This is a genomic window from Novispirillum itersonii, from assembly GCF_014205675.1.
GTDB lineage: Bacteria > Pseudomonadota > Alphaproteobacteria > Rhodospirillales > Rhodospirillaceae > Novispirillum > Novispirillum itersonii_A.
Genome location: NZ_JACIIX010000007.1, coordinates 193,610 through 211,194 on the forward strand (window position 1 = coordinate 193,610; position 17,585 = coordinate 211,194).

The window sequence follows — 17,585 nt, forward strand, 5'->3', positions numbered from 1 at the left end:
ACCGATGAAGGGCGATAAGGCGATTATTGCATCCCTGAACGGGGTGCTGAAGGTGCAGCTGACCCTGATCAACCAGACCTTCCTGCATGCGCGGATGCTGCGCAACTGGGGTCTGGAGAAGCTGGGCAAGGCGATCTACAAGGCGTCGATTCAGGAAATGAAGGATGCCGATGAGATCATCGAGCGCGTCCTGTTTCTGGAAGGCCTGCCGAACCTACAGGATCTCGGCAAGCTGATGATCGGCGAGACCGTGCCGGAAATCATCGCGCACGAACTGAAGGCGGCGCTGGGCAAGCGCGATGCGCTGGTCGCGGCGGTGGCCCTTGCCGAAGAAAAGCAGGATTTCGTCACCCGGCACGAAGTGGCGGAAATTCTGGAAGAGACCGAAGAGTGGATCGACTGGCTGGAGACGCAGGAAAGCCTGATCGACAGCATGGGTCTGCCGAACTACCTCCAGTCTGTGGCCGGGGATGTGGACTGATCTGCGGTCCGGGTCTGTCGAAGGCTGATGCAACAGGGGCTGCCGGAAACCGGCAGCCCTTTGTTTTATGGCTGTTCTGATGGCGGTGTCAGCGTCGCTTCAGCGCCCGGCCGGACGGCCCAGTGGGGCGAGATCGATCATCGGCGATGGCGCTTCCGGTGTGGTACCGCCCGGCGTCTGCGGGCGGGTGCCGCGTTCAATCTTGATCTGGCGCACCACCGGCTCGGGGATCGGGCGGGCAAGGTCGATGTGCAGCAGCCCGTTATCAAGATGGGCAGCGGAGACCTCAATCCCTTCCGCCAGCACAAAGCTGCGCTGAAACTGGCGCGAGGCGATGCCCCGGTGCAGATAGACCCGTTCCTGATCATCGGGGCGCTGCCGCCCGCGGATCACCAGCTGGTTGTCTTCGGTGGTGACGCTCAGATCCTCATCGCAGAACCCGGCAACGGCCAGTGTGATCCGCAGACGGTGTTCGCCGATCTGTTCGATGTTGTAGGGCGGGTAGCCTTCCGCCGAGCTTTTGGACACACGGTCCAGAACGCGCTCAACGTGGTCAAAGCCCAGCAGCAGCGGACTGTTGAAAACAGAAAGTCGGGTCACCGGAAACCTCCCTGAGCGTCTCGGTATCAGTTGTCATCCTCACATCCGGCCGCTACGGTCTCTGCTGGCCCGGTCGTCCGGCACCATCGGGATCCGCAGGCTCCGGCCTCTGGTGGGCCGGGGCGGCTGTGACAGCGGCGGTCCGGAACATGGCACCGCCACCGGATAATGTCGGTCGCTCCGCCGGATGCGTCAAGAGGGGCAATCCGGAGGACAAGGGCTGGCCGGTGGCGGAAGGGCAGGGGAAGCAATGGCAGAGAATAACGGGACAGCCGGGCAGGAGCCGCCGGGTTTCGCCGATACGCTGGGGGATATTCTCTATCCCAACCGCCTGCCGGAGGCCGAAGGCGGGCTGGATGGGACCCTGCTGACCCGGATCGCCGGATCTTATGATTTTACCCTCGACCGGGCCGGAGTGTCTCCGGCGGCGGTGCTGTGGAGCAGCCGCCGGGCCCAGACCCTGCGCTTCAGCCGCCTGCTGCGCGGGCTGGGGCGGGACCGTCTGGGGCCGCTGGTCGGGGCCGGGCCGGTCAGCATCGCCGATATGGGCTGTGGCTACGGGGCGCTGTTCGGCTGGCTGCGCTGGCGGCCCTGCCTGTGGCGTGGCACCTACACCGGTTATGACATCAGCCCCCGGATGATCGCCACCGCGCAGGGGCGGTATGACCGCGATCGCCGCGCCCGCTTCGTGCTGTCGGCGGAACCGCGCGAGGAGGCCGATTATTATCTGGCCTCCGGTCTGTTTGGCCTGCGCCTTGATGTCGGGGGAGACCGCTGGGAGCAGTGGTGCCGGGGCATGTTGACGGCGATGGCGGCCCGCAGCCGCCGGGGAATGGCCTTCAACATGCTGGATGCCCGGGGGCGTGACCGCCGCCCGACCCTGTATTATGCCGATCCGGCCCCTTATGTGGCGTTTTGCCGCGACGAACTGGGGGGTGAGGTCACCCTGATCGAGGACCGCTACCGGATCGATTTCACCGTTCTGGTGCGGTGGCGGCGCTGAGGCCGCCCCCGTTTTCTGTCGTGGTTCCGGTTCCGGGGCGGTTCTGGCGGTTCAGAACCACATCTCCAGAATCGGGATCAGCGGAATGTCGGCGGGCGGCATCGGGTAGTCCCGCAGCTTCCGCACCGGCACCCATGCCAGCGTCTGGCCTTCCCGTCCCCGGACCTGCCCCTGCCACTGGCGGCAGACATAGACCGGCATCAGCAGATGAAAGTCATCGTAGCTGTGGCTGGCAAAGGTCAGCGGGGCAAGGCAGCTGCTGCGGGTGTCGATGCCCAGCTCTTCCTGGAGTTCGCGGACCAGCGCCTGTTCAGGGGTTTCGCCCGGATCGACCTTGCCACCGGGAAATTCCCACAGACCGGCCAGCTGTTTGCCCGGCGGGCGCTGTTGCAGCAGAATCCGGTTATCGGCATCCACCAGCACCACGGCGCTGACCAGCACCATCCGCCGGGCGGTCAGGCGGCGCACGGCGGCGGTATCAATCCGCGCGGTAGCGCCATCGGTGACAAAGCCGAGGCGGTCCAGCAGCCCGGCCGCCGCAGGCGGGGCCTGAACCGACAGCGCGGGCAGATGCAGGGTCAGCAGGGCATAGTCCAGCACGGCCCGCAGGGCTTCGCTGCCATAGCCCTGCCGTTGCAGGCCGTCGATGATCCGGGCGGACAGGGTGTAGTCCCCGCCCTGCCGGGTCAGGGTGATCAGTCCGGTCAGGCTGTCATCATCGGCCCGGCGCAGGCACAGGGGCAGGGCGCTCCCCTCCTCCAGCGCCAGCCTCAGGGCCGGAAGATCAAGGTCCGGGGCGGCGGCGGCAAGGGCGGGATGGTCCGCCGGGGACAGCGGTGCAATCCGCAGGCGGGCGGTTAAAAGCGGAAAGACGGCTGAGCAGCCGTCTTCCCCCAGATCCATGGTCAGATCAGTCACGCTTCAGTCCTGTCGGATCAGCTGCGGTAGGAGCCGTTGATATCGATGTAGTCGTGGGTCAGGTCGCAGGTCCAGACCACCGCCTTGCCGTCGGCGATGCCGACGCTGGCTTCAATCACGATGTTCTGGCCCTTCATGTGGGCCACCACCGGGGTTTCGTCATAGCCGGGCACGGCCAGACCGTTGCGGGCGACTTCGACACCGCCGATGCGGATGCACAGTTTATCGCGGTCGGCCTTCTGGCCGGACTTGCCGACCGCCATGACCACGCGGCCCCAGTTGGCGTCTTCCCCGGCGATCGCGGTCTTGACCAGCGGGCTGTTGGCGATGGCCAGACCGATAATCCGGGCGGCCTTGGCCGACTCGGCACCGGTGACGCGGATTTCGACGAACTTGGAAGCCCCTTCGCCGTCCTTCACCACCTGATGCGACAGGTCGGTCAGCAGATCGAACAGCTTTTCCTTGAAGTCTTTCAGAAGCTTGTCGCCAGCCTTTTCCGGGCGCTTGTTGCCAGCGGTGCCGGTGGCGAACAGCAGCAGGGTATCAGAGGTGGAGGTGTCCCCGTCGACGGTGATGCTGTTGAAGGAGCGGTCAGCCCCCTTCTTCAGCAGGGACTGGAGCACCTCGGCCGGAATGGCGGCATCGGTGACGACATAGGCCAGCATGGTCGCCATATCCGGGGCAATCATGCCCGAGCCCTTGGCGATACCGTTGAGGGTGACCTTGGTCTTCCCGATCATGGCGGTGCGGGTGGCCGCCTTGGGGAAGGTGTCGGTGGTCATGATGGCGCGGGCGGCGCGTTCCCAGTCCTCGCCCTTCAGGTGGCGGGCAACCTCCGGCAGGGCGGCGGTGATCTTCTCGTCGGGCAGGAATTCCCCGATGGTGCCGGTGGAGGACACATAGACCTCGGTTTCCTTGCAGCCGAACACAGCGGCGGCGGCCTCGACGGTGCGGCGCACCGAGGCGACGCCCTTTTCACCGGTGAAGGCGTTGGCGTTCCCGGCATTCACCACCACCACGCGGCCCCGGCCCTTCTTCAGGGCGTGGGCGCACCAGTCCACCGGGGCGGACCGGGTCTTGGAGGTGGTCAGGACCCCGGCGGCGGCGGTTCCGGCGGGCAGTTCCATCACCAGAAGATCGGTGCGGTCCCTGTAGCGGATACCGCAGGCGTGGGCAGCGAAGCGCACACCGGGCAGAACCGGCAGGAACGGGAAACCGGCGGGGGCCAGCGGAGAAACCTTGTCAGCCATGACGGGCGGATCCTTGATCAAGCCAGAGAACGGAAGCAGGGAAGGGGGATACAGGAAGGCGAGTACAGGAACAACCGGCCCCCGCCACAGGACGGGGGCCGGTGTGTCAGGCCGGATTATTTCGCCGGCTTGGTCCCGTCGGGATTGAAGGTCTCAACCTTCGCCTTGTCGCGCAGGTCTTTGATCACCGCGGCGGCTTCGGCCTGGGCGACTTCACCACGCAGCTGCGCGGCGACGTCCTCAAGCTTCGGCGGCTGCATCTTGCGGCGCTCTTCAACCTTAATGATGTGCCAGCCGAACTGGGTCTTCACCGGGGCCTTGGACAGCTCGCCCGCCTTCATGCCGAAAGCGGCTTCGGAGAATTCCGGCACCATGTCGCCCTTGCGGAAGAAGCCGAGATCACCGCCGTTGGCAGCGCCCGGATCCTTGCTTTCGGTCTTGGCGATGTCCTCAAACTTGGCGCCGCCGGTCAGCTTGCCGATCAGCTCCTTGGCCTTGTCTTCGGTTTCCACCAGAATGTGGCGGGCGCGGACTTCTTCCTCATCCGGGGTCGACTTGATCATCTGGTCATAGGCAGCCTTCACCTTGTCGTCGGTGACGCGCTTTTCCACGGTCTTGGACAGCCAGGCGCGGCGGATCAGCTCGGACTCCACGTCCTTCAGCTGGGCCTTCACATCGGCATCATTCTGCATCTTGGCCTTGCGGGCTTCCTTTTCCATCAGACGCTGGTCGATGGCGCGGTCGAGAAGGCCCTTGTAAACGGCATCGAGAGGCACCTGACCCAGCTGCGGATACTGGGCGGCCATCTGCTGCTTCAGCGCCTCAAGCTCGGCGCGGGTGATCTTTTCGCCGTCAATGGTGGCGACAACCGTAGTGTCGGCGGCACCGGCAGCGAACGCCGGGGCAGTGAAGCCGACGGACAGGGCAATGGCAGCCCCGAGGGTAACGCCGCGCAGGGCGGAAAACGAGATGGACATAAAGCCTCACCGGGAGATGTCGTGACATGACGGCGGCGCGGCTCCGCCGGGACCTGACCCGGCCGGGGGCGCGTCGCCCGGCGGCTACCTGACCACAGCTGTCAGCCGGGTGCAAGTGCTTCGCGGGGCACAGGATCGTCCTGCGTCGATGAACCTTCGGTGAATGATCGGCCCGTCCGTTTGCCGGGATGGCCCGGCCACTCTGGAGCGGTTATGACCGGCAGGCCATTTTATGCCGGTTTTCCCGGTCCGGCGGTCCGCCGTCGATTGACAGGTTCCGGCTTGCGCTCTATGTGTGGGAACGTCCCTGAAAAGGGGTTTTGGGGAACACGTCCCGGCGGCCCCTCCGGCCTGCCTGACAGCCCGGAGACGGAGCCGCGCCGGAAGACGACAGCAAGAGGTATGCATGTTCGGCGCCATTGCCCGGCGGCTCTTCGGAACCGCGAATGACCGTTTCGTAAAGTCCATCCGCAAGATCGTGGACGATATCAACGCGCTGGAGCCGAGCCTGCAGGCGCTGTCCGATGACGATCTGCGCCACCGCACGGTGCTGTTCCGTGAACGGCTGGACAAGGGCGAAACCCTCGACGATCTGCTGGTTGAAGCCTTCGCCACCGTGCGCGAGGCCTCCCGCCGGGTCATGGGGATGCGTCATTTCGACGTGCAGATGCTGGGCGGCATCGTGCTGCATCAGGGCAAGATCGCGGAAATGAAGACCGGGGAAGGCAAGACCCTGGTCGCCACCCTGCCGACCTACCTGAATGCGCTGACCGGCAAGGGCGTGCATGTGGTGACGGTCAACGATTACCTCGCCAGCCGCGACTGCGAGTGGATGAGCCGTCTGTACCGCTTCCTCGGCCTGACCGTCGGCTGCATCACCCACGACCTGACCGACATGAAGCGTCAGGAAGCCTATGCCTGTGACATCACCTATGGCACCAACAACGAACTCGGCTTCGATTATCTGCGCGATAACATGAAGTTCCGTCTGGACGAGATGGTCCAGCGGCCCTTCAACTACGCCATCGTTGACGAAGTCGACTCCATTCTGGTGGACGAGGCGCGGACCCCGCTGATCATCTCCGGTCCGTCGGAATCGTCGACAGACCTGTATGTGGCGGTCGATATCCTGATCCGCAATGTCGAGCCGCTCCATTACGAGAAGGACGAGAAGTCCAAGGCCGTCACCTTCACCGAAGAAGGCACCGAGTTCATGGAACAGCAGTTCCGGGACGCCGGTCTGCTGCTCGACGGTGGGCTGTATGACATCGCCAACGTCTCGCTGGTGCACCATGCCCAGCAGGCCCTGCGCGCCCATGTGCTGTTCACCCGCGATGTGGATTACATCGTCAAGGACGGCAAGGTGATCATCATTGATGAGTTCACCGGCCGCATGATGGAAGGCCGCCGTTACTCCGAAGGTCTGCATCAGGCGCTGGAAGCCAAGGAACAGGTGGCGATCCAGAACGAGAACCAGACGCTGGCCTCGATCACCTTCCAGAACTATTTCCGCCTGTATCCGAAGCTGGCCGGGATGACCGGGACGGCGATGACCGAGGCCGGGGAATTCGCCGAGATCTATAATCTCGAAGTGGTGGAAATGCCCACCAACCGGCCCTTCTCCCGCGATGATCAGGACGACGAGGTCTACCGCACCGCCCGTGATAAATATGTGGCGATCGCCGATCTGGTCGAGGAATGCTACAAGCGCGGCCAGCCCTGTCTGGTCGGCACCACCTCGATCGAAAAGTCGGAATATCTTGCCGAGCTGCTCCGCAAGGACAAGAAGATCGAGCCGCGCGTGCTGAATGCCCGCTATCACGAGCAGGAAGCCTATATCGTGTCGCAGGCCGGGGTGCCGGGCGCGGTGACCATTGCCACCAACATGGCGGGCCGTGGCACCGACATCCAGCTGGGCGGCAACCTGGAGATGCGGGTGGCGGTGGAGCTGCACGACGTCACCGATGAGGCCGAACGCGCCCGCCGGACTGAAGAGATCAAGGCTGACATCGCCACCAAGAAGGAACAGGCGCTGGCAGCCGGTGGTCTGTTCGTGATCGGCACCGAACGCCACGAAAGTCGCCGCATCGACAACCAGCTGCGCGGCCGTTCCGGCCGTCAGGGCGATCCGGGGGCGTCCCGGTTCTTCCTGTCGCTGGAAGACGACCTGATGCGCATCTTCGGGTCGGAGCGGATGGACGGTATGCTCCAGAAGCTGGGCCTGAAGGACGGCGAAGCCATTATCCACCCGTGGATCAACAAGGCTCTGGAAAAGGCGCAGCAGAAGGTTGAGGCCCGCAACTTCGACATCCGCAAGAATCTGCTGAAGTTCGACGATGTGATGAATGACCAGCGTAAGGTCATTTATGAACAGCGCCGCGAGCTGATGCGCAGCGAAGACGTTGCGCCGGACGTCAAGCACATGCGCGAGGAAGTGGTGCGCGATCTGGTCGCCGGCTGCATTCCGGAAAAGGCGATGCCGGAGCAGTGGAACATCACCACCCTGCACGAGGAATGCCTGCGTCTGTTCAACCTCGATCTGCCGGTCAAGGACTGGGCGCGCGAGGAAGGCATCGGCGAAGAAGAGATCGAACACCGGGTGATGTCGGCCATTGACCAGAAGATGGCGGCCAAGGTTGCCAACTATGGTGCCGACATCTGGCGGATGGTGGAAAAGAGCCTGCTGTTGCAGATTCTGGATGCCACCTGGAAAGAACACCTGCTGCATCTGGATCATCTGCGTCAGGGGATTTCCCTGCGCGCCTATGCCCAGCGCGATCCGCTGAACGAATACAAGAGCGAAGCCTTCGAGATGTTCCAGAAGATGCTGGATCATCTGCGGGAAAAGGTGACGCAGACTCTGGCGCTGATCGAGCTGCGGACCGAACCGTCGGAAGACGATCTGCGCCCGCATGACAGCGTGCCGATGCAGGAACAGCACGCCGCGCCGCAGTCGGCCTTCGGCGGCCCGGAAACCGGGGCTGAGCGGAATCCGGCGGATCCGTCCACCTGGGGCCGGGTGTCCCGCAATGAGCCGTGCCCCTGTGGGTCCGGCAAGAAGTTCAAGCATTGCCACGGGGCGGCCGCTTAAGCCCGCCAGTGCCGCATATCTGTGTTTCAGAGAAAACCGCCCGGACTGTCCGGGCGGTTTTTTTATGCGGTGTCAGCCGTAGGCGGCACCGTCCCGGTGCAGCCGGAACAGGGCCTGTGGCTGGTGCTGGGCCAGCAGGGTCACGGTTGCGGCCAGCAGGGCTTCAAACTGCTCCGGGGGGATCCGGCGCAGATCAGCACGGCAGCTCAGCGGCAGAGGCCGCCGCCGGGGCGGCTGGCCGAACCCGAGGTAGGGGCGCCACAGGCTGGAAAAGCCGCTGTCCACCGGGGTCAGGCCGCAGTCGGTGATTTCGCTCAGCCGGTAGCAGACTGTCCGCAGGGCGTGTTTCCCGCAGGTAAAGCGCAGGATCAGGGTCTCGGCGTCAACGGACAGGTGCATGGTCAGCGGGCGGCGCCGGAGGATCCGCCCCAGCGTCAGGGCATAGAGGGCCATCAGGGGAAGTCCGGCAGTGGCCCCGACAGCCGCGACGGTCAGGCTGGCGGGGCTGGGGTCTGTCAGGCTGAGGACGGCGGACAGAGCCGTGATCCCGGTGCCCAGAGCGCCAAGGCCATGCCCGAAGGCGGACAGGGTGCCGGACAGCAGGGGGCCAGACTGGGGCAGGGTGGGCATGCTGGCTCCGTCAGGGGGCTGAAAAGGCACCCCATCGGGGTGATCTTAGCAAATCTTAAAGCATCGGCTGGCACACTAGGCAAATATTTCCCCGTCAGGTGGGGTGAAGGTGTCAGGAGTTTGCCAAAAGACCGTGACAGGCAGCTGGTGTTTTGCCGCTGTGGTTGCGGTCCGCTGATCGGCAGCGTATCTTCAGGGCATGGGCCAGAATGGTCCGTCCGGCAGGGCACAGCCCGTAAAACGCCGGTTTCCCGGAAACGTGGAGGATACGATGGACGCGGTGGCTTTGGCTTCCTCCCTGTCATCAGCACAGGTGGCCCTGACCCGACAGGCGGCGGAAATCGGCATGGTCGCGCAGCAGGCGCAGGCGCAGCAGCAGATGGTGCAGATGCTGACGGACAGCACGCAGCAGATGCAGGCGGCTCCCGGCCCCGGCAAGGCGACGCAGGTCGATCTTACAGTCTGAAGTAACCCCCGCAGCGGGGGCCCGCATCGCCCGGAGCCCCGGTGGATGCCGGGGTCAGGAGCAGGTGTGGCAACGCAATGAGCGGTCCTTCAGGTATTGGCGGTAAACGACTCGATTCTGCCGGTTTCCGTCCGGTCAGCACCGGCACCGGGGATCCCCGGGCCCGGCAGCGGGCCGCTGTTCCGTCCACGGTGTCTGATGATGCGGCGTTGCGTCGCCCGCGGGAGCAGCGGGATCGTCAGTTTGTGATGATTGACGGGCAGCAGCTTGACCGCAATGCACCGCGCGGCACCTATCTGAATGTCCTGATCTGACATCTGCCTGTAAAAGCACAGAAAAAGCCGGGCCACGCTCTGTGGTCCGGCTTTTGTCGTTAATGCTCATCAGCCTGACGCCATCTGTCCGGGGGTGATCAGACGATCAGACGTCCAGCGTGCTGTTGCGCAGGGCCCGCAGGACTGAGGTCCCGACTTCCAGCGCCTGTCGGCCGATTTCATCGGGGGAACTCATCACCCCGAACTGTTCCCGCCGCACCACCATCACCACAATGTCCAAGGCCAGCCGTTCCCCGGGGGCACCGAACAGGCGCAGGTATTTACCGGGGGTCAGGGCGGCGACAATGGCGCACAGCAGGGCGGCGGTCTGGAGGGTGGTCAGGTTCAGGTCCGACCGCAGGGTGGTGAATACGGTCGCGTTGGCCCCGGCGGCAATCGCCACCATCCGGCGCAACTGGGCTTTGTCCGGCTGGTTCATATGGCGGCCAAGGTTGGCCTTTTCGCAGGCGGCCCACAGTTCTTCCTCCAGCATCCGCGAGGCCACGGGCCGGGCGGCCCCCCGGGCCGGATTGGCTCCGGCAGCGCCCGGGGTGGTTCCGGGGGCGGCCCCGGCAGCCAGCGGTGCCGGGGGCAGGGTGGGGTCCGGGGCATGGGCCAGCGTTGACGGAATCCGTCCGGACTGGGCGATCTCAATCAGCTCCGCCGGTTCGCGGATGGCCAGAATGCGCGGCCCGAGGGCCCGGACCAACTGCTCCGGCAGCGGGGCGTAATAGGGGATCAGCCGGGCCTGCCATTCGTACAGCAGGTGATCGCTGATGGCATGATACAGGCGGTCGGCGCGGCTCAGGCGCTGTTTCTTCGGGGCCGGTTTGACCAACCCCAGCCATTCCAGCAATCCCGGCTTCGGCGGGGGCGGGCGGCGCACCGCCGGTTCCTTCAGGGCGCGGTGGAAGTAGCGGCGGGCGCAGGAGCGGACCACCATGGCAATCACCTGCGACAGGCTGCGGCCACAGCGCAGGGGGTCGGCTTCGGTGACGATCGGGGTCTTGTCAGAGCGGACCAGCAGCGACTCGAAAGCCTGCGGGTTGGAGCGGAACACCTGAAAACAGCCGTCCAGCAGTTCCGGGTTATCGAGAATCCGGTCATAGACCTGATCGCGCGGCAGCACCCCAAGGGCCGGAACCAGTTTCTGTAGCGTCACCACCGCTTCGCCCCGCAGGGTCGTCCGCACGGCTTCGGCCGCCCGCTGGGCGGACATCCGGTGATGGGAGCGGCTCCGGGGTGGTTTGACGGGGGATTTGGCAGTCATGGAGATGGCGTTCATCGCTGGGCTCCGGCGGTCATACGGCCTGATGGGATCTCCCTCAGATCTGGCGGAGTATCTGAAGGGTCAGGATACCGGGTTCCCGGGGGATACCCCTGTGATGCCGGTCACTTGAAAGAGGCGGGGCATGTCCCCGCAGAAAGAATTAGGGGATGCGCATTTTACAGGGCCGTCCTTTATTTAAGTCTTAAACGCGGATGTGGCGATTTTCCGGCGCTTCCGCGTTGCCGAACCGGCGCGCTGGCGATAGTCTGTGCGCCTTTTTCGATGATGGTGACGGAGTGTGGTGCCGTGAAGTACGTCAGCACGCGGGGTAAGGCCCCGGTTCTGGGATTCGATGATGTCCTGCTCAGCGGGCTGGCCCGTGATGGCGGCCTGTATGTTCCGGAAAGCTGGCCGACTTTTTCCGCCGCCGAGATGAAACGTCTGCGCGGCCTGTCCTACACCGGTCTGGCGGTGGAGGTGATGGCACCCTTCGTGTCCGATTGCCTGAGTCGCGAGGAACTGGCCGGTCTGGTGGCCCGGGCTTACGCGCCGTTCAGCCACACCGCCATCGCCCCGCTGAAGCAGCTGGACACCAATCTGTGGCTGATGGAGCTGTTCTCCGGCCCGACGCTGGCGTTCAAGGATTACGCCCTGCAATTTCTGGGGCAGGCCTTTGACCATGTGCTGAAAAAGCGCGGCGAGAAGGTAACCATTGTCGGTGCCACCTCCGGCGATACCGGCTCGGCGGCGATTGAGGCCTGCCGCGACCGCGAGGCGATTGACATCTTCATCCTGTTCCCCAATGGCCGGGTGTCAGATGTGCAGCGGCGGCAGATGACCACCGTGCCGTCGTCCAACGTCCGCTGTCTGGCGCTGGATGGCACCTTCGACGATTGTCAGGATGCGGTGAAGGCGATGTTCAATCACACCGCCTTCCGCGACCGCTACAATCTGTCGGCGGTCAATTCGATCAACTGGGCCCGCATCATGGCGCAGGTGGTCTATTACTTCTGGGCCGGGCTGCGTCTGGGCGCGCCGGAACGGCCGGTGGTCTTCTCGGTGCCGACCGGCAATTTCGGCAATGTCTTCGCCGGGTTCGTTGCCGAAAAGATGGGGCTGCCGGTGGCCCGCTTCGGCATCGGTTCCAACAGCAATGATATCCTGACCCGCTTCTTTGAAACCGGGGCGATGACCATGGCCGGGGTGGTGCCGACCATCAGCCCGTCGATGGATATTCAGGTGTCGTCGAACTTCGAACGCCTGCTGTTTGACCTGTGCGGCCGCAATGGGGCCGAGGTGGAGCGGATGATGCTCCAGTTCCGTCAGTCCGGCAGTTATGCGCTGGAAGAAACGGCGCTGGCGGCGGCCCGGGCCCGCTTCTCCGGCCTGCGGCTGTCCGATGCCGAAACGCAGGCGGTGATCCGCGAGATCCACGCCACCACCGGCGAGCTGCTGGATCCGCACAGCGCCATCGGCGTCGAGGCCGGGCGCCGTCTGACCGGCATCGAGCCGGGGACCCCGGTGGTCTGCCTCGCCACCGCCCATCCCGCCAAATTCCCGCAGGCGGTGCAGGATGCCTCCGGGGTCTACCCCGGCCTTCCGGCCCGTCTGTCCGATCTGTTCGACCGTCCGGAACGGATGACGGTCATCCCCAATGATGTGGCGGCGATTGAACGCTTCGTCGCCGAGCAAGTGGAGTCGTAATGAGCATTTCCGTCACCACCCTTCCCAATGGCCTGCGGGTCATGACCGACCGGATGATCACGGTCGAAACCGTGTCACTGGGGGCCTGGGTGGATGTGGGAACCCGCCATGAGCCGGTGGAGATCAACGGGATCTCCCACCTGCTGGAACACATGGCCTTCAAGGGGACCCAGCGTCGCAGCGCCGCCGCCATTGCCGAGGAAATCGAGAATGTCGGCGGCCACCTGAACGCCTATACCTCCCGCGAGAACACCGCCTATTACGCCAAGGTCCTGAAAGAGGATTCGGCGCTGGCGGTGGACCTGATCGCCGACATCCTCCAGCATTCGGTGTTTGATCCCGAAGAGTTGGCGCGGGAACAGTCGGTGGTGGTGCAGGAAATCAATCAGGCCGAAGACACCCCCGACGACATCGTCTACGACCATTTTCAGGCCACCGCCTATCCGGATCAGGCCATGGGCCGCGCCGTTCTGGGCACCCCGGAGCGGGTGCGCGGCATCACCCGCGACACCCTGAGCCGGTTCATGCGTGACACCTACTCGACCCGGTCGATGGTGCTGGCTGCGGCCGGTAACATTGATCACGACACCTTTGTGCGTCTGGTCGAGCAGCAGTTCACCGCCCTGCCGCAGACGGCGCCGGTACAGCCGGAAGCCGCCCGCTATGTCGGTGGCGACCTGCGGGTGGACAAGGATCTGGAACAGCTGCACCTGCTGCTTGGTTTTGACGGCGTGTCCTACGAACACCCGCTGTTCTATGCCTCGGCGGTGCTGTCCACCCTGCTGGGCGGCGGCATGTCGTCGCGGCTGTTTCAGGAAATCCGCGAGAAGCGGGGACTGGCCTATTCGGTCTATACCTACACCAACTCCTACACCGACGGCGGTCTGTTCGGCGTTTATGCCGGGACCGGCGAGGACGAGGCGGCGGAACTGGTGCCGGTGCTGTGCACCGAGCTGCGGCGGGTGCTGGATGGTATCACCCCGGCGGAACTGGCCCGGGCCCGGGCCCAGATCAAGGCCGGTCTGCTGATGGGGCTGGAAAGCCCGTCCAACCGCTGCGAGCAGCTGGCCCGGCATATCCTGTCCTATGGCCGCATCCTGTCGACCGAAGAGCTGGTGACCCAGGTCGAGGCGGTGGATGAGGCCAAGGTTCTGGAAGCGGCCGCCCTGATGCTGGGCAGCGCCCCGACGGTGACGGCGATGGGCCCGCAGTCCGGTCTGCCGGATGCGGATGGATTCCGCGCCCTGCTGGCAGGGTAAGGCATCCCTGCGGGGAAAGCGGGGATATTCCGCTTTCCCCGTTTGCCGACTTCATGGCAGGCTGTATGCAGACTGTTGATTACGGGCGTCTGCCGCACCTTGTGTGGGCAGGCAGGGGCGGTGACCGGCAGCGGCGGTTTTGACCGTACGGACAGATTTCTTGTGACAGGACGGCGGATGCATCCCTTGCTCGCCAGCCAGCTCGCTGAGGCCTCCTCCCGGGGGCCGGAGGGCAGTGTTGATCTCCAGCGCCTTCTGAAACTGGTGGACGCCACCTACCATGCCCTGACGGGCGGAGGGGAGGATGGCCGTGCTGTCTCTGCGCAGGCCGGATCCGCCACGGATGATCCGCTGGAGGGCCCGTTGCGCGCACAGGCGGCCGGGCAGATCCGGGATCTGCTGGATGCTGTCGGCGAAGGGCTGCTGACCTTCAGCGACGACCTGCGGATCATGGATGCCAATGCCAGCGCCGGTCTGCTGCTGGGATGTTCCGCGCCGTCGCTGATTGGCCGGCTGTTGCCGGATCTGCTGCCGCGCACTGTGCTTCAGGATTCGACGGTGGCAGAGGATGAGTTCGGCCATGTCGTCCGCCTGACGGCGGGCGGAACCGAAACTGTTCTGCTGGTCAAGCGGGGGGCGCTGCCCGCCATCACCGGCCAGCGCCATACCCTGCTGCTGCGGGATATCACCGCCCCGGTCCGGGCGCGGGAGGAACTGGATCTCAGCCGTCAGCGCTTCCGGGATTATGCGGAATCGTCCTCGGACTGGCTGTGGGAAGTGGATGACACCTTCACCCTGACACAGGTGGCCGGGCCGCAGACGTGGCTGCGCGATGCCCTGATGCAGGCGGGCACCCTGCGGGCGTTGCAGCCTTATTCGGCCAACGAGGCCTTCAACGATTTTGATACCCTGCTGACCGCCCACGAGTCGTTCCGCGACCTGCTGTTCCGCTTTGCCGACCCGGAAGGCGGGATGCGGGTGGTCAGCCTGAGCGGGAAACCGGTTTTCAACTGTACCGGCCAGTTTCTCGGATACCGGGGGACCGCCACCGATATCAGCGCGCAGGAACGGACGCGGGAGCGGCTGGAGGCGACGGAGGCCAAGCTGATGGCCGCCCTCAGCGGGATCTCGGAAGGGTTCACCCTGTTTGATCACGATGACCGGCTGATCCTGTGCAATGCCCGGTACCGGCAGATGTATCCGGATACGGCGGATGTCCTGACCTACGGCATCCGGTTTGAGGAGATTGTCCAGATCAGTCTGGAGCGGGGTCTGTATCAGGCTCCGCCGGGGCGCAGCCTGTCGATGGTGGTGCGGGACCGTCTGGAGTGTCACCGCCGGGCGGATGGCATGCCGTTCGAGATGCATACCCTGACCGGGAAATGGGTGCGGGTGGTGGAATACCGGACCCCCGACGGCGGGCGGATCGGCCTGCATACGGACATCAGCGACACGGTGGAGCTTCAGGCGGCGTTGCAGGCCGCCAAGGAGGAGGCCGAAGCCGCCAGCCGGGCCAAATCAGAATTCCTGTCGGCGATGAGTCACGAACTGCGGACCCCCCTGAATGCCGTGCTGGGGTTTGCCCAGCTGCTGGCGGTCAGCCGCCGCGATCCCCTGACGGCGAAGCAGAGGGAGCATGTCGATCATATCCGCCGCAGCGGCAACCATCTGCTGACCCTGATCAATGAAGTGCTGGATCTGGCGCGGATTGAGTCCGGTGCGCTGACTCTGGCGCCGGAGGCCCTGACGCTGTCGTCTCTGGTGCAGGATTGTCTGGCGATTGTGCAGCCGCTGGCCTTGCCGGGGGGGATCCGGGTTGAGGTCGCACCGTCATTGGTCCGGGTTCCGAAGGTCTATGCCGATTACGTGCGGATGAAACAGGTTCTGCTGAACCTTCTCAGCAATGCGATCAAGTATAATGTGCCTGAGGGGCAGGTTCTGATCAGTGCCGGGCAGTATCAGAGCGCCGGTCTGGAAAACACGCTGCGGGATGACTGGGTCCGGATCCGCATTTCTGATACCGGGCGGGGAATTGCGGTTGAGAAACAAGGGGGGCTGTTCCAGCCGTTCAACCGGCTGGGGGCGGAGGTCTCCGGCATTGAAGGAACCGGCATCGGCCTGAAAGTCACCCGGGATCTGATGCAGATGATGGGGGGCCAGATCGGGTTTGAAAGCGCGGAGGGGCAGGGCACAACCTTCTGGGTTGACCTGCCGGTCGCTGAGGCGGCCCCGGTGGTACCGTCTGTCCAGAAAGGGCCGGGTGTTCAGGGGGGTGGAGAGCCGCCGCACCGCCGCCTTCTGCTGATTGAACATCGGCTGGATGTGATTGCAGGCTTCCAGACGGCGGTTGCCGGTCTGCCGGGGGTGAGTCTGGTGTCCGTGCCGTCGATGGAGGATGGATTGTTCACCGCCCATGCCGAACTGCCGGATGCGATTGTTCTCGGGCAGGTGTTGGGGCAGCCGGAGGGGGCGGCCCCTGACGGCCCGGAACCGTTGACCCTGTTGCGGGCTGCCGGGGAAACCATGCGGATTCCGGTGTTCCTGCTGCCGGGGGTTTCCGGGGAGGGGAGGCAGGTCTATCCGCTGCCGCACCCGGTTACTGCGGAGACCTTGCGGACGGCGCTGGTGCGTGGGCTGGCCGGTGCGTCAGGGCCTGACTGAAGACAAAACCCCCGCCGGATCCGGTCCGGCGGGGGCTGACTGTCATCGGGGCTCCGGCAATGCCTGCAAAGGCCTGACCGGACGGCAGAGCCTCAGCGGGCCGGACGGCGGCGGGCCTTGGTGCCGAGGCCGATCTTCTTCGCCAGATCAGACCGGTGGATGGCGTAGTTGGGGGCCACCATCGGGTAATCGGCGGGCAGACCCCAGCGTTCGCGGTATTCTTCCGGGGTCATGTTGTAAGCCGTCTTCAGGTGCCGCTTCAGCATCTTCAGCTTCTTACCGTCTTCAAGGCAGATAATGTATTCCGGGGTCACCGACTTTTTCACCGGAACGGCCGGCTGCGGGCGTTCCACCTGCACCGGGGCGGACCCCAGATTGGTCAGGGCGCGGTGGACTTCCGAAATCAGCAGCGGCAGATCAGACATCGCGACGGTGTTATTGCTGACGTGGGCGGCGACGATGTCGGCGGTCAGCGCAAGAAGATCCTTGTCGATGTACTGGTCGCTCATTCAGGCGGTCCTTATGACGAATAGGGAAACGTTTATGGATATTGAAGCGTGTTTGCACGCTATATATGATGCGCCACCCCGCTTAGCAACGGTAAAATAGATTAGGATGATTTCTGTGGATACTGTGTCGGATTATTTTCTCGATATCACGGCAGAGATCTGCCCGTTTACCTTTGTTAAGACTAAATTGATGCTGGAAAAAATGTCTTCCGGACAAACATTGGCTGTGGACCTGCGCGGACCGGAGCCGGTGCGCAATGTTCCCGCATCGGTGCGGGCGGAAGGCCATGCGGTGCTGTCGCTGGGTCCGCTGCCCGGGGCCGACGGCGTGATGCGGATGGTGATCCGCAAGGGCGGCTAGAGCATTTTCCGATTGAGTGGAATCCGGTCAATCGAAGAAAATGCTCTCTTTTTAAAAAGTTAGAGCGTTTTCAACCGCAAAACCGGTGTCC

At 64.4% G+C, this 17,585-nt stretch carries 16 protein-coding genes; 9 read left to right on the forward strand and 7 right to left on the reverse strand.

What is annotated here, in order from left to right; genetic code table 11:
• Positions 1–4: 4 nt before the first annotated feature.
• Entirely contained in the window at positions 5–481 is a 477-nt protein-coding gene (bfr, locus tag FHS48_RS11170) for a bacterioferritin (RefSeq protein ID WP_184263638.1), read from the forward strand.
• A gap of 99 nt (positions 482–580) precedes the next feature.
• On the opposite strand, the gene FHS48_RS11175 is transcribed toward bfr, so the two are convergent.
• On the reverse strand, positions 581–1,081 hold the full coding sequence (locus FHS48_RS11175) for an Hsp20 family protein (protein WP_184263639.1): 501 nt from the start codon (positions 1,079–1,081) through the stop codon (positions 581–583).
• Positions 1,082–1,331: 250 nt separating this feature from the next.
• Here FHS48_RS11175 and FHS48_RS11180 point away from each other — a divergent pair, with 250 nt between their 5' ends.
• Positions 1,332–2,084, forward strand: a complete 753-nt coding sequence (locus tag FHS48_RS11180; protein WP_184263640.1) for a methyltransferase domain-containing protein — start codon at positions 1,332–1,334, stop codon at positions 2,082–2,084.
• Between the two features lie 51 nt (positions 2,085–2,135).
• Here FHS48_RS11180 and mutT read toward each other — a convergent pair whose 3' ends face one another.
• The 3 genes from mutT to FHS48_RS11195 form a co-directional block, all read right to left on the reverse strand.
• Entirely contained in the window at positions 2,136–2,528 is a 393-nt protein-coding gene (mutT, locus tag FHS48_RS20605) for an 8-oxo-dGTP diphosphatase MutT (protein ID WP_184263665.1), read from the reverse strand.
• Between the two features lie 491 nt (positions 2,529–3,019).
• Positions 3,020–4,252: a bifunctional glutamate N-acetyltransferase/amino-acid acetyltransferase ArgJ gene (gene argJ, locus FHS48_RS11190; RefSeq protein WP_184263641.1), complete on the reverse strand. Its 1,233-nt coding sequence runs from the start codon at positions 4,250–4,252 to the stop codon at positions 3,020–3,022.
• Positions 4,253–4,368: 116 nt separating this feature from the next.
• Positions 4,369–5,229, reverse strand: coding sequence for a peptidylprolyl isomerase (locus FHS48_RS11195; RefSeq protein WP_184263642.1), 861 nt, complete (start codon positions 5,227–5,229; stop codon positions 4,369–4,371).
• Positions 5,230–5,635: 406 nt separating this feature from the next.
• Here FHS48_RS11195 and secA point away from each other — a divergent pair, with 406 nt between their 5' ends.
• On the forward strand, positions 5,636–8,320 hold the full coding sequence (secA, locus tag FHS48_RS11200; protein WP_184263643.1) for a preprotein translocase subunit SecA: 2,685 nt from the start codon (positions 5,636–5,638) through the stop codon (positions 8,318–8,320).
• A 72-nt stretch (positions 8,321–8,392) separates the two neighbouring features.
• Here secA and FHS48_RS11205 read toward each other — a convergent pair whose 3' ends face one another.
• Complete coding sequence (locus tag FHS48_RS11205; protein WP_184263644.1) at positions 8,393–8,950, reverse strand: hypothetical protein; 558 nt, start codon at positions 8,948–8,950, stop codon at positions 8,393–8,395.
• A 280-nt stretch (positions 8,951–9,230) separates the two neighbouring features.
• On the opposite strand from FHS48_RS11205, the gene FHS48_RS11210 reads away from it, so the two are divergent.
• Entirely contained in the window at positions 9,231–9,416 is a 186-nt protein-coding gene (locus FHS48_RS11210) for a hypothetical protein (RefSeq protein WP_184263645.1), read from the forward strand.
• Between the two features lie 77 nt (positions 9,417–9,493).
• Entirely contained in the window at positions 9,494–9,730 is a 237-nt protein-coding gene (locus tag FHS48_RS11215; protein WP_184263646.1) for a hypothetical protein, read from the forward strand.
• A gap of 106 nt (positions 9,731–9,836) precedes the next feature.
• On the opposite strand, the gene FHS48_RS11220 is transcribed toward FHS48_RS11215, so the two are convergent.
• Positions 9,837–11,015, reverse strand: coding sequence for a hypothetical protein (locus tag FHS48_RS11220; protein WP_184263647.1), 1,179 nt, complete (start codon positions 11,013–11,015; stop codon positions 9,837–9,839).
• 291 nt (positions 11,016–11,306) lie between these two features.
• Between FHS48_RS11220 and thrC the strand changes: the two genes are divergently transcribed.
• From thrC to FHS48_RS11235, 3 genes are all read left to right on the forward strand, one after another.
• Positions 11,307–12,704, forward strand: a complete 1,398-nt coding sequence (gene thrC / locus FHS48_RS11225; protein ID WP_184263648.1) for a threonine synthase — start codon at positions 11,307–11,309, stop codon at positions 12,702–12,704.
• Positions 12,704–13,963: a M16 family metallopeptidase gene (locus FHS48_RS11230; protein ID WP_184263649.1), complete on the forward strand. Its 1,260-nt coding sequence runs from the start codon at positions 12,704–12,706 to the stop codon at positions 13,961–13,963. The genes thrC and FHS48_RS11230 overlap by 1 nt, the downstream gene beginning before the upstream one ends.
• A gap of 177 nt (positions 13,964–14,140) precedes the next feature.
• Complete coding sequence (locus tag FHS48_RS11235; RefSeq protein WP_184263650.1) at positions 14,141–16,624, forward strand: ATP-binding protein; 2,484 nt, start codon at positions 14,141–14,143, stop codon at positions 16,622–16,624.
• A 92-nt stretch (positions 16,625–16,716) separates the two neighbouring features.
• On the opposite strand, the gene FHS48_RS11240 is transcribed toward FHS48_RS11235, so the two are convergent.
• Positions 16,717–17,133, reverse strand: a complete 417-nt coding sequence (locus FHS48_RS11240) for a Ros/MucR family transcriptional regulator (RefSeq protein WP_184263651.1) — start codon at positions 17,131–17,133, stop codon at positions 16,717–16,719.
• 106 nt (positions 17,134–17,239) lie between these two features.
• Here FHS48_RS11240 and FHS48_RS11245 point away from each other — a divergent pair, with 106 nt between their 5' ends.
• Positions 17,240–17,494, forward strand: a complete 255-nt coding sequence (locus tag FHS48_RS11245) for a sulfurtransferase TusA family protein (protein ID WP_184263652.1) — start codon at positions 17,240–17,242, stop codon at positions 17,492–17,494.
• Positions 17,495–17,585: the final 91 nt, after the last annotated feature.